The sequence below is a fragment of the Rhodococcus sp. P4_B6 genome (assembly GCF_056402215.1).
This window is the reverse complement of record NZ_JBFUHV010000221.1, coordinates 1-11,912: the sequence shown is the minus strand read 5'-3', so window position 1 is coordinate 11,912 and position 11,912 is coordinate 1. Positions and strand designations below refer to the sequence as shown.

At 65.4% G+C, this 11,912-nt stretch carries 9 protein-coding genes and 1 pseudogene; all 10 read right to left on the bottom strand.

The window, feature by feature from the left end; genetic code table 11:
• Positions 1–287 precede the first annotated feature (287 nt).
• Entirely contained in the window at positions 288–1,103 is an 816-nt protein-coding gene (istB, locus tag AC1DWT_RS45390; RefSeq protein ID WP_005572465.1) for an IS21-like element helper ATPase IstB, read from the bottom strand.
• Complete coding sequence (gene istA, locus AC1DWT_RS45385) at positions 1,100–2,755, bottom strand: IS21 family transposase (RefSeq protein ID WP_043793220.1); 1,656 nt, start codon at positions 2,753–2,755, stop codon at positions 1,100–1,102. The genes istB and istA overlap by 4 nt, the downstream gene beginning before the upstream one ends.
• A 645-nt stretch (positions 2,756–3,400) precedes the next feature.
• Positions 3,401–4,504, bottom strand: coding sequence for an SDR family NAD(P)-dependent oxidoreductase (locus AC1DWT_RS45380; RefSeq protein WP_095869926.1), 1,104 nt, complete (start codon positions 4,502–4,504; stop codon positions 3,401–3,403).
• A gap of 13 nt (positions 4,505–4,517) precedes the next feature.
• Complete coding sequence (locus AC1DWT_RS45375; protein ID WP_477925778.1) at positions 4,518–5,312, bottom strand: hypothetical protein; 795 nt, start codon at positions 5,310–5,312, stop codon at positions 4,518–4,520.
• Positions 5,210–5,965, bottom strand: a complete 756-nt coding sequence (locus tag AC1DWT_RS45370) for an FAD-binding oxidoreductase (RefSeq protein ID WP_218835164.1) — start codon at positions 5,963–5,965, stop codon at positions 5,210–5,212. The genes AC1DWT_RS45375 and AC1DWT_RS45370 overlap by 103 nt, the downstream gene beginning before the upstream one ends.
• Before the next feature lie 762 nt (positions 5,966–6,727).
• Positions 6,728–7,828: a cupin domain-containing protein gene (locus AC1DWT_RS45365; RefSeq protein ID WP_095869927.1), complete on the bottom strand. Its 1,101-nt coding sequence runs from the start codon at positions 7,826–7,828 to the stop codon at positions 6,728–6,730.
• Positions 7,825–9,213 (bottom strand): annotated as a pseudogene (locus AC1DWT_RS45360) (MFS transporter). Before AC1DWT_RS45360 ends, AC1DWT_RS45365 begins: the two are co-directional and overlap by 4 nt.
• 13 nt (positions 9,214–9,226) lie before the next feature.
• The gene (locus AC1DWT_RS45355) at positions 9,227–10,426 is read right to left on the bottom strand and encodes an NAD(P)/FAD-dependent oxidoreductase (protein WP_095869929.1); all 1,200 of its coding nucleotides are present in this window, start codon (positions 10,424–10,426) and stop codon (positions 9,227–9,229) included.
• A gap of 2 nt (positions 10,427–10,428) precedes the next feature.
• On the bottom strand, positions 10,429–10,632 hold the full coding sequence (locus AC1DWT_RS45350) for a ferredoxin (protein WP_095869930.1): 204 nt from the start codon (positions 10,630–10,632) through the stop codon (positions 10,429–10,431).
• Between the two features lie 6 nt (positions 10,633–10,638).
• Positions 10,639–11,826 carry a cytochrome P450 gene (locus AC1DWT_RS45345; RefSeq protein ID WP_179443368.1) on the bottom strand — a complete coding sequence of 396 codons (1,188 nt, stop codon included), beginning with the start codon at positions 11,824–11,826 and terminating at the stop codon, positions 10,639–10,641.
• Between the last annotated feature and the right edge of the window lie 86 nt (positions 11,827–11,912).

Here is an 11,912-nt window from a genome sequence, read left to right as displayed (position 1 = left end):
ATGGTGGTGATCGCACGCCTCCGGGGTGGGGGCGACGTCGAGGGCGGGGTTGCGGTCGAAGAATCCGACCGGTTTCAGCCAGAAGGACACGGTGTCTGGCTCTGTCAACTCGATCTGGCCCCACCTTGTCGGCTCGAGTTGGCCCCAGCCGACCCTTACTCGTGAGGGTGTGACGGCTTGAAGTGGCCCCACCCCGATGCGGTGAACTGGGCGTTCTGGGTTGGTCGAATGTCCGGGCTGGACGCCGCGACGTCGACGGTGTTGTCCGTCGCCGGCGTGGTCTCCGGTTAGCTCGCGGCTTGGGCTGCTGCCCTGGTTTGAGCGAGCCGGTAGCTGTCGGTGCCGGTTTCGATGATCGCGCCGCCGAAGGTGAGTCGGTCGACGATGGCCGCGCAGAGTCTCGGGTCGGTGAACGTCCGGGTCCAACCTGAAAATGACTGGTTGGACGCAATCGCCACGGAGTTCTTCTCCTCGCGTTCGGTCAAAACTTGGAACAACAACTCGGCACCGCGTTTGTCGAGTTCCATGTAGCCGAGCTCGTCAATGCAGAGCAGATCCACCCGCCCGTAGCGGGCGATGGTCTTGGCGAGCAGTTTCTCGTCGGCGGCCTCGACGAGTTCGTTGACCAGTTTCGTCGCCAGGGTGTAGCGGACCCGGAAGCCGGCCTCGGCGGCGGCGGTGCCCAAACCGATCAGCAGGTGCGATTTGCCGGTGCCGGAATCGCCGATCAAACACAACGGTTCGCCCTTGCGGACCCAGACGCAGCTGGCGAGGCTGTTGATGGTGGCCGGATTGACGTTGGGGTTGGCATCGAAGTCGAAGTCCGCCAACCATTTCTGGCGTGGGAATCCGGCGGCCTTGACCCGGCGGACGCTGCGGCGGCGGGCACGGTCGTCGCATTCGGCGAGCAGCAGGTCGGCGAGGAAGCCCTCGTAGGTCAGTTGCTCCTTGTGGGCGACGGTGAGCATGTCCTCGAACCGGGTGCGCACCGTCGGCAGCCGCAGATCACGGCAGGCCTGCTCGATCGCGGTGGCGGCGGCTTCGGGGGTGAGTCCACGCCGGCGCCGTGCGGCGGCCGGTGAGGTGGGGGTCGACCCGGTCATGATGATGCTCCTTCACGTGCAGAGACGGCGTCCGAGGAGGGTGGCGGCCGCCGCCGCAGCAACTCGTCGTAGGCGGCGACGGTGGGAAGCGGCCGCGAATCCGGTGGCAGCCCGGCGATCACCGCCTCCGGATCGGTCAACCTGCGTGCGGTCATCGACACCACCTTCGACGGTGCCGCCGCAACTGGGGTGACCGCGTCGTCGGGACGGTCGGCGGCGGCCTTGCGGGCCTCGACGGCCACCACGTCCGCGCAGGCGGCCCCGACAGCGACCGCGGCGCGGAGCCCGGAAGTCACATCCTCGTGTGCCATGTTCCGGTGCAGCAGCAGCACTTCGACGAGGGCGCGGGTGCCGTCGGCGTCCCCGTGCACCGATCGTGCCAGCGCCCAGAACGCCTCGTGGTCGGCGGTGAACGTCCCCGCCGCCCGCGCCTGGGACAGCGCGGTCGACCCCGGTAGCGCGCCGGGTTTGCGGGCGAGGACCTCGAGGTAGTGATCGAGCACCAAGGCCTGCGCGCCCTTGCGGGCGAGGCGGAGATGGCGGGCGACCTCCCGCCGGCCGTCGAAGATCACCACCTCACTGGCCCGCAGCGAGACCCGCACCTGCCGTCCGATCAGGTAGATCGGCACCGAATAGTGGCACTGGCGCACCGTGACCCGCGAATACCGGTCCACCCGCGGCGTCAACCACAGGCCGGGCTCGAACTCCTCGGCCGGGAGCGGCCGCAACAAGGGCCGTTCGGTGGCGAAGTCCTCCCCGACGGTCCGGATCCGGGTATCGATCCGCCGGCCGTCGTCCGCCCGATCCGCCGCCGCGAGGCGCGCGTTGAGCTCGTCCAGGGTGTCGACCTTCGGCACCGGGACCAGGTGGTTACGGCGGAAGCGCCCCACCTCACCCTCCACACCGCCCTTCTCGTGGGCGCCCTCGAGACCAGACAAGCAATAGAAGGAATCGAAGCCGTAGTGCGACCGGAACAGAATCCACCGATCCGACTCGGACCGGTTGCGCCCGAACAACACCCGACGCACCGCAGATCGCAGATTGTCGTACCGGATCTTGCCGGTCGGGACACCACCGATCGTGGCGAAGGCGATCACATGGCCCTCGATGAACGCCTCCTGCCCCTGCGAGGCGAATACTCGGTGCACCGCCTTGCCCGAGTGCGACAGCCGGAGGGTGAACAGGAAACACTTCGTCCGCACCCCGGCCAGATCGATCCACACATCTCCGAAATCGACCTCCGCCTCCGCACCGGGAAGATGGTCTTGCAGCACGAAGGCCGTCTCGGTTCCCCTCCCGGACTCGGCGACGATCTCCGGGCGTCGGCGGGCGACGTAGTCCCGCACCGACGAGTACGAGGCCTCGCAGCCGTGCTCGTCGACCAGCCTTGTCCAGATCCGTTTGGTCGTGTGCCTCTGCTTCCGCGGCGCGGTCAGGTCCGTGACCAGCATGTCATCGATCAACGTCTTGAACCGTTCGAGCTTCGCCGCGATCCGCACCGGCCTCTTGCGGGGAGGCGGAATCGGAGACTCCAAGGCCGCGCGCACCGTCCGACGATGCACACCATGGCGGTCCGCCAGCGCGCGGATCGACAAGCCCTCACACCGCGCATCGCGGCGGATGTCCTCGAAAAGCTGCACCCGAGACTCCAACCCGAACCCCTCACGGCCGGCGGTGTGGTCGGTCTCGATCATCGCGCCCACACCCGTCACCGGGATTCACACCGACGAAAACAGCCACCCCGGGCGTGTCGCGGTGGGGCCACTTCGAGCCGTCACACCCTCACCGGATAAGGGTCGACTGGGTCCAACTCAAGCCGCCCGACCGGGGCCACTTCAGACTGCCAGAGCCACGGTGTCTGCACGCATGGTCCGCAGCCATGAAGGTTTGCAGGGGTACATGTCGGCGGCCAGCAGCATGCCACGCTCTGGCCGACGAATTCGACTGCAAGCCAATGTCGTTTCGCGAGCCGGGCATGATTGGCAGTGTGTGCTCGATACCGCCGGCCGCAGGAGAATGGTGAGTTGGGATCGAACATCGCCGGATTACGCGGCCGGCCAGGGCGGACATAGGCGCTTGAGCTGACCACCAGGCTCAGGCCCTACGCCGAGGAAACGGCGGAGATGCGGAGAGGGGAGTGCGCAGCGACTACGGGACCCCTAGCGTGATCCGGGAGAGGGGAATCAGTGTTTGCATCCTGGCCCGTGGACTCGTGTGTGTGGTCGCCGGGTTGCCGACCGACCCCGGTTTGAGGCGAAGATGCACTGGCGGTGTGCATGCCGGTCGGCGGTATGGCGTCAGACCGGGATCGTGACTTCCTGGCTCGATTCGACCCGGTGGACTCGCAGCGACAACTCCCGCATTCCTAGAGAGGGGAGCATCCCGACGAAGGCCCGGCCATGTTCCGAATCGGCGTGCTGATCGAGCGCTGACTGCGACTCCCATTCCTCATAGACGTAGAAGACCCCCCGTGCCACTAGGTCAGCGCTGATAACAAACGAGATATTGCCCGCATCGTGGACCGACTTCGCCACTAGCTCCCCGATGGCGGCGCTGGCCCGGTCATGGAGGTCCTCCTCGATCACGAGGCGTCCGCTTTGGACTATTACTGCACCGTCTTGCACCTGCCCGCGCCCCGTCATCTGGTCGATGTCGTCGTGCAGCCTCTGTCGGACATCCGGGGTGAGCGAGACCAGGAACGTGTCATCGCGCAAGCCGGCGAGCAACGCGTCCGCGACCTCGTCGGGGCTCTGAAGGGCCTCCAGCTCGAGTCCGGCTTCGAAGATCTCGGTCGGTATGCCAACCAGGGGAACTTCGAGCGTGTGCCGCGTGTTGGTGATGTCCGGGCAGAGCAAGGTGACGCCCACGCCTTGCGGTGAGAGGTAGGCGTTCAGCGTGCGGGCGAGACCGATCAAACCGGACTTCGACAACGTATAGGCACCCCCTAACGGCACTTGCTCAGGAAACAGCCCAAGGCTCGATGAGGTGACAATGAGGTGGCCATGGCCTCGCGCCACCATTTCGGGCCCGAACTCGAGGAAGGCACGGACAACGCCGACAGCGTTGACATCGAGAACATGCTCCCACCGCTCGAGAGGGATCTGCTCCAGCGGGCCGGCTACCGAGGTGCCTGCATGGCTCCAGACGATGTCGGTCTGGCCCATCACCTCGGATATCTGACGGTGCAGGTCTGCGAGATCCTCTGTTCGGGTGGTGTCGCAGGCGACCGCGAGGGAGCGCCGCCCGAGACCCTCGACCTCGGACGCAACCGCCTTGGCTGCGGCCTCGTCGATGTCGGCGACGACGACATCACAACCGGCGCGCGCGAGCGCGAGAACACCGGCTCTGCCGATACCGTCTCCGCCTCCGATGACCACTGCTGTCTTGTTGCGAAGATCCATTTCAACGTGCCTTTCAGACGGATTGGCTCATGGTGTTGGCGAGATTCACGCCCTCAGGCGTTTCCCATTCGTTGATGTTCTGGTAGCCCCCGGCACCGGCCAGGTAGTCGACGAAGACGCCCTCCGGATCGCGGTCGGCACGGATCACCTGCAGCCGCTTCCATGCGTCATCGGTCAGGCATTTCACCCTGCGGTGTTGCTGGTCGGAGTCGCCCCAGTACTGACCCTTCGTGTAGGGCTCCAAGTGCTTCATCGCTCCGAGCGACCACTGCCGGTATTTTTCGTCATCCGCTGCGTCGCTGTAGATGATGTACACCCCGACCATCATTTCGGTCATCAACGACATGGCCTGGTCGGGTCCTTCGTGGGGAAGGGTGTACTGGAAGAAGGTATGCCCGGGCTCGTTGCTGGGCCGGTCCATGACCAGCGTCTGTGCGGCCGCAGCGATCTCGTCGTACGGTCCTTCGACCCAGGCCGACTCGACCCGGTAGCGGAAGCCCTTGGGATGGGTGATGTCGACGAACTCGTACTCGGACTTCATCGTCGTGGGTTGAGCATTGTTCATGATCAACGCGTGCTCGCAGTATGGTGCGGTCGCCAGGGGTGCCAGCGCCTGCTCGGCCTCTTCGCGTGTGTCGCAGAAGGCGAGTCCCCACACCGCGAAGACGTAGCCTCCCGCGTGGCCGGGGATTTCGAACTGTGGATTCATCGACACCGCGACCAGGTGGACGCTGGGCGCGATGTCCTTCTGGGCTTCGGAGAGCCACTCGAGAATCTCGGCATACCGCTCCACGGGATAAATCTGCATCGTCCCGGTAAGAGCCTTGGGTAACAGTCGGGTCTGGAGGTGGAACCGGGTGATGACCCCGCAGAACCCGGGCCCCGCTCCGCGGGCCGCCCAGAAGAGGTCCGAGTTTGTTCGGCATCGGCGCGAACAAGGTCGCCGTCGGCCGTCACGACATCGATCGCCAGAACCTGCTCTGACGCCCAGCCCCAGCCCCGATGATTCCACCCCATGCCGCCTTGAAGCAGGAATCCGCCGATACCGACCGTCGGGCACGGCCCGCCGGGGAAGAACCGCCCGAACTGCTCGAGGTAGACGCCCAGCTCGCTGCCGCCCTGGACGGACGGGGTCACGCTGACGATGCCGGTGTTCTCGTCGAGAGAAATTTCCTTGTAGCCGCCGAGGTCGATCAGCAGGGCGTCGTCCCGCACGCCCCACACCGGGAAGCTGTGGCCGCCAGACCTTATGCCGACCTTCCAGCCGCGTTCCCTGGCGAACCGAACGCCCTCAACGATGTCGTTCTCGATTTCGGCCATCAGGACGGCCGGGGGAAAGCGGTCAGGATATCGACTGTGTAACACTCGGCCGACGCGAGCATTCTCGTAGCCCTCATCGTCGCGCTCGAAGAGGGTTCCGGTGAATCGGGTGTTGGCCGTGATGGTCGGGATGTCGATCATGGATGGTATTTCTCCTGTACTGAGGCGTGCGCAACTCGGTCTACCGCCGGCGACATCGCGTGCTGGCAATAGGTTTGAAATTGTCGGTGTCGACGTTTATCGGGTGCCCGTGCCATCCGGCGAGGTCGGTGTCGAATCCCATCTGGGGTTCCGGGGCCGGTGCTTCGCCGTGACCAATGCCCGCTCACGAGATGTCCTTTCACGGACGATGAGCCCGCCATAGTTGGTGCTCGGGGGTCATCGTCTTGACCCTTCCTTCTGATGAGTGCTGGTGTGCCCGCAACATTGTTGTGGCCTGCTCGGAGAGAGCTCGAACTGTGGGCGCGTCCAGTAGCCATGTCCATCGCCGGTAACCGAGCAGGCACGAGATGCGCTCCCAGAATTGTGTTCGGTCGATCCCGAACTGCACCCAGATGTCTTCTGACGATGGTCCGTCGAACGGTAGCCATTCGATGGCGAGTTCGAGGATTAGTTGATCGTCGCAAGGGCGGGCGGCAGCTTTCGAACCTCTACCGGCGCTGCCACCACGTGGGGTTTCGTTGCTCATGCGGATGTTCAATCTGTGAAAGCCGTGTTAGGGATTGACGGCCGTGAAGGGCAGACGCGTACGGTGTTCTGCCCGGGAACGGTTTTGGACACCGTGTGTTCTATGGTGATGCTCCGCGGGCACCGAACCCGCTCGCACGGAGCGGGTTCGGTGCATCCGTCAGACTATGGGGCGCGCCCGATGTGTTGACGGCTGAAGCACGTCGTGTGGGCGGTCTATTGCTGTGTGGCGTACTCGGCGAGGTTGGTCTCGAAGCCTGTTTGTGTTCCGAGGGCCAAGACTTCACCGTTGTCGATGTCTTCTTGCCAGACGAGCGATCCCGTGGAGGTGTGCAGGGGGTGGTCTTGAACGGTGAGGATGCGGGCTCCTTCACCGCTGATGGTGTGTGCGTGCGCCGCCCATCCGGGTGCGGACAGCATCAGGTCGCCTGCGGACCAGTCGAAGCGCTGGCCTTCGACGATGCTGTATCCGTTGCCGGCGAAGTGGTAGTTGATGGCGGAGCTCATGTGCCGGTGGGTTCCGCCGGCGAAGTCGCCACCGATCGCGGTGATGGTGGCGAAGAACGAGGGTGTGGTGCCGTTGAGGCGTCCGGTGGAGGGGTTGTACAGGCAATGCAGTGGCCGACCCGTGTATCCGGTTTTGAGGCCGAGGACGCCGCTGAGGTGTTGGCTGACCTTCGCCCAGGCGAAGAGGAGGGGGGAGTCGGTGATCGGGTCGGGGTCGATGATGTGTTCGTAGGGCAGGAGTTGGCTGCCGTCATCGCCCAACGCGATAGCGGGAGCGAGGTCTTTCGCGCGGCGTCCTGGTGCCGAGACGACATCGTGGTCGTGGGTTTCGACGGTGCTGCCGAAGTCTTCGTAGTAGGCAGAGATGGCTTCCAGCAGTGCCGCGTTGGTGTAGCGCAGATACCTGAAGGCGGTGGTGCCGTTGTTGGCCAGCGCCTCGAGGTTCATCGACGGCTTGGTCCACACGTCTTGCTGGACCACGCGCATGGTGCGGGCCCCGATGCTGACCGTGCCGTTGCCGGCCAGACACATCGACAGGCCGGTGGTGTTGGCGCGTACGGGGACGGTGGATTCCCCGGGCAGGAGGACACCGAGGCTGACCTGTGTGGCGGGGGCGAGGCCGCGGACCCCTTTCGGCGCTTGCGGATGCACGATCAGCATCTCGCGGCGGCCCCGGTCATCGGGTTCGCCGGCTTCGAGTGCGGTGAAGGCGGTTTCGATCTCGGCGGCGCTGATCATCAGCGGGGACCATTGTTCCCGCCGGTATGGGGGTGCCTGGCGACTGTCGAGCAGGTGGGCGTGCGGGCTCATTTCTTCTCCTGGATCGGATCGGTGCTGTCGGGTGTGGTGGGTTCGAGGGATATGCCGGCGGTCTCGGGGGTGAACCGCATGACGAGGGCGCCGAGGAGAGCGGCCGATGCCAGGTAGCCGACGAACAGGTACGAAACGTTGTGTTGCGCGGTCCACTGCTGCAGGTAGGGGGCGGTTCCGCCGAACACGACGGCCGAGAGCGCATAGGGCATGGCGATGCCTGAGGCGCGTACGCCGGTCGGGAACAGTTCGGACAGGACCGCCGGCAGGATCGAGGCGACGAAGGCGAACAGTACGAGCGCGATCGTCATGGCCAGACCGAATTGCCATGCGCCTTGTCGGGCGAGGTGGTCGAGGGGGAAGGCGGTGACGGCGACGCCGAGGCCGTAGATGTAGAAGCTTCGGCGTCGACCGATACGGTCCGACAGGGAACCGAGCAGCGGTAGGACCGAGGCGCTGACGGCGAGCGCGATCACGCCGGCCCACAACGCTGCCGTGGGGTCGAGGTGGGCGACGGAGATTGCCCAGGTGGGTCCGCTCACTGCCCAGGCGTAGAACATGGCGGTGACCGATGCCATGAGCAGGAACACGCGGGTCCCGGAGGCGCGGTAGGTCCACAGATTCGCAAAGACAGATCGTTTCGGGCTGGCGTTCCGGGTGGGGGCCGCGGTGGCGGATGTGAAGGCGTGGGTTTCGTCCATGCCGCGGCGTAGGTAGAGGGTTACCAGGCCGAGGGCGGCGCCGAGGAGAAATGGCAGGCGCCAACCCCAGGTGGCCATCTGGTGCTCGCTGAGAGCGGTGGTCAGGAGGGCGCCCATGATGGTGGCGGCCATGATCGCGAGGAATCCGGATACATAGATCGAGGAGGACCACAGGCCTCGCCGGGCGGGAGGTGCTTCTTCGGCGATGTAGGTGTAGGCGGCGGCGACTTCCCCGGTGTGTGCGAGGCCTTGCAGCAGTCATGCGACGAGAAGGACTGCGCCGGCGAGAACACCGACGGAGGCGTAGGTCGGTGTGAGACCGATGAGGAGCATCCCGGTCGACGCGCACCCGATCGCTACGAGCAGTGAGTGCTTGCGGCCGAATCGATCGGCCATCCACCCGAAGAGGAGTCCGCCGAAGGGACGGATCGCGAATCCGACGCCGAAGACCACCAGGGTGGACAGCAGTGCGGAGGTGGCGTTCTGGGGGTTGAACAGTGACTTGGCGAAGAAGGGTGCGAATACGGCGTAGCAGGTCCAGTCGAATACTTCGAGTCCGTTGCCGAGTGTGACACCGATCAGGCTGCGCCGTTGCCGCAGTGCACTGGTGGGCGTTTCGGCGGGGCTGCCGGGAAGCGGCGTGCTCGTGCTCGGGTCAGGACGATCGGTGGGCGGTGCGGTCATGGCACGTCCTCGTTCAGTGGTAGATGTGGTCGGCGTGCATCACGGCTGCACGCTGGTCGACCAGTTGTTTGCGGATCTTCGCTAGGGCGCCTTGGGCATTGAAGGCGGTGGCCCCCACCGTGATTCCGTCACGCGAATAGGTGAACACCCGAGCGGAGTGGGAAAGGTGCACTGCGTCGACGTCCACCGCGGTCAGGTTCGGGTCGCCCACGTGCTGGATCCGGGTGCCGTGCTGATCGGACCAGACGAACGGCACCGTCGCCGCGTGGCGTGGTGAGTGCGGATGCCCGATGTTGTGCGCGGCGATCCCGGCGTGCTCGCGGGCGTTGGTCCAGTGCTCCACTCGCATCTCCTCGCCGTAGCGGGGGTTGAACCAGCGGGCGACGTCACCGATGGCGTAGAGGTTCGATGTGCCCTTCACCCGCAGGTCGGGGCCGCACACGAAGCCGTCCCGGATGGGGAGCGAGGAGTCGGCCGCCCAGTCGGTGCAGGGCGTGGTCCCGATCCCCACCACCACTACGTCGCCGACGATGGTGTCCCCGTCGTCGAGGTTCAACTCGACGGCTCGCCGATCTGCGTCATAGGACGCACCGTGCACGGCGGTTCCGCATCGCACGCTCACGCCATGTTGTGCGTGTAGTGCCGCCAGCGCGTGGGAGACCGGTTCCGGCAGCACCCGGGCCGCGATCCGTGGTCCGGCCTCGATGATGGTGACGTCGAGTCCGAGTTCGCGCGCACTGGAGGCGACTTCGGAACCGATGAATCCGCCGCCGATGACGACGACGCGTGGGCGGCGACGCAGGTCGTTGCGCAGTGCAGTCGCCTCGGCGAGGGTTCGGAGATAGTGCACGCCCGGTATCCCGGCGAGCTGGGGGAGGCGGCGGGGTGCGGAGCCGGTGGCGAGGACGGCGCTGTCGTAGCCGATGACGCTCCCGTCGCCGAGGGTGAGTGTCGACGCCGCTGGATCCACGGCGACGGCCTGTGTTCCCCGGAGGTAGTCGATGCCGTGTCCGATGTGGTCGGTCAGGGTCGGCGACGGGAGGTCGGTGTTCGACAGCACCGCCTTCGACAGTGGTGGCTTGTCGTACGGATCTTCGTCTTCACCGTCGACGAGGACGATGCGGCGGTGCGGGTCGTTGTGTCGTAGCGCCGCCGCCGCTCGGATTCCGGCGACGGAGGCGCCGACGATGACGGTGGTGGCTCCGGCGTTCATGGTCAGGACTCGGAGATTCGGATAGCCCGGACGGGGCAGTCGGCTTCGGCTTCACGAAGGCTGTCGTGGTCTGCCTCCGTGGGGTGGCCGGGCTGGGTGAAGGCGATGTTGGTGTCGGGGTCGAGGTCGAAGACGTCGGGCGCGGCGACCAGGCAGTTTCCGTAGCCATTGCAGGCCGCGGTGTCGATGTGGATGTGCGGTGTCATAGTGCTTCAGCTCCTGGGTGCAGCGTCGATGAAAGCCAGGGGGAGTTTTCGTAATCCGAAATGTGTCCCGGCCTCGATGGCCGTGAAGGCGGGGTCGGCCGCCAGCGTGATCGGCGGATACTGGCAGAGGGTTTCGAGAAGGATGCGCAGTTCGGATCGGGCAAGTGCAGATCCGACACATTGATGAATGCCCCACCCGAATGCCAAGTGGCCTCGTGCGGAACGGTCGATGTCGAACGCCGTGGGGTGCTCGAACTGGTGGGGGTCGCGGTTGGCTGCGGCATTGAGAAGCAGTACCCACGAGCCTGCCGGGATGGTGGTATCGCCGACATCGACTGCGCGAGTGGTGCGGCGGGCGAACATCTGTGCAGGTGTACGGAGCCGCAGCATCTCCTCGACGTACCGTGGTGCGACACTGGGGTCGGCGCGAAGCCGCTCCTGCAAGGGCAAATCCGATGCCAGCAGATACAGCAGGGTGCTCACCGAATTCAAGGTTGTCTCGTGGCCGGCGACAGCCAGCGTCAGAAGCACCGAGTGTATTTCTCCGATGTCGATCGGGCGTCCGTCGACTTCAGCATCGAGGAGCCAGGTCAGGTAGTCGTCGGGCCGACGGGCGCGGTGCTCGTCGATGTCGCGGTCGAGGGCATCGACCAGCGCCGCGCGGCCTCGAAGCTGAGACTCGGCCGTCCCGTCCTTCCAAATGTCCTCGGTCAGTTCGCGAAAGCGCGCCACGGTTGCCGGGGAGAAACCGACAATCTTGGTGAGCACGCGCAGCGGAATCGACAGTGCGACCTCAGCTACGGCGTCGCCTCCACCTGACTGGTAGAACGCGGCGACGACCTCGGAGATCATCGAGGTGAGCCACGGCTGCAAATCACGTATCGAGTCGGGAGTCAACGCACGCGTCAGCAACGACCGATAGTGGGTGTGCACCGGGGGGTCGTAGTCGATCGGTATCGACGACATGCCGTCCACCATCGGGATCCGGTGACCAGAGGCAGAGGAGAAGGTCTCGTGGTCACGAAGCGCCTTCTTGACCTCCGAATAGCGACTGATGATCCAGTATCCGCCGTGGAGAGGCGAGTAGGTCGCAGCGCCGGCGGATAACAAGCGCTCGTACGCGTCCCAGAGGGTCGTGTCATTCCAACCCGGACTCAGGTGATCGAATTCGAATCCTCCGGTCGGCGAAGTCATTTGCTCGCCCTCGGCTGTGTTCGTCGTGATGGTTTCCGACACCGGGCAATGCGGTATCCGGTCTCCCGTGCCGATAGTGGACATGG

What these genes read in the sequence shown, in the direction of transcription:
- istB (WP_005572465.1), bottom strand. Translation starts at nt 1,103, where the DNA reads ATGACCGGGTCGACCCCCACCTCACCGGCCGCCGCACGGCGCCGGCGT.
- AC1DWT_RS45380 (WP_095869926.1), bottom strand. Translation starts at nt 4,504, where the DNA reads ATGGATCTTCGCAACAAGACAGCAGTGGTCATCGGAGGCGGAGACGGT.
- AC1DWT_RS45375 (WP_477925778.1), bottom strand. Translation starts at nt 5,312, where the DNA reads ATGCAGATTTATCCCGTGGAGCGGTATGCCGAGATTCTCGAGTGGCTC.
- AC1DWT_RS45370 (WP_218835164.1), bottom strand. Translation starts at nt 5,965, where the DNA reads ATGATCGACATCCCGACCATCACGGCCAACACCCGATTCACCGGAACC.
- AC1DWT_RS45365 (WP_095869927.1), bottom strand. Translation starts at nt 7,828, where the DNA reads ATGAGCCCGCACGCCCACCTGCTCGACAGTCGCCAGGCACCCCCATAC.
- AC1DWT_RS45355 (WP_095869929.1), bottom strand. Translation starts at nt 10,426, where the DNA reads ATGAACGCCGGAGCCACCACCGTCATCGTCGGCGCCTCCGTCGCCGGA.
- AC1DWT_RS45350 (WP_095869930.1), bottom strand. Translation starts at nt 10,632, where the DNA reads ATGACACCGCACATCCACATCGACACCGCGGCCTGCAATGGCTACGGA.
- AC1DWT_RS45345 (WP_179443368.1), bottom strand. Translation starts at nt 11,826, where the DNA reads ATGACTTCGCCGACCGGAGGATTCGAATTCGATCACCTGAGTCCGGGT.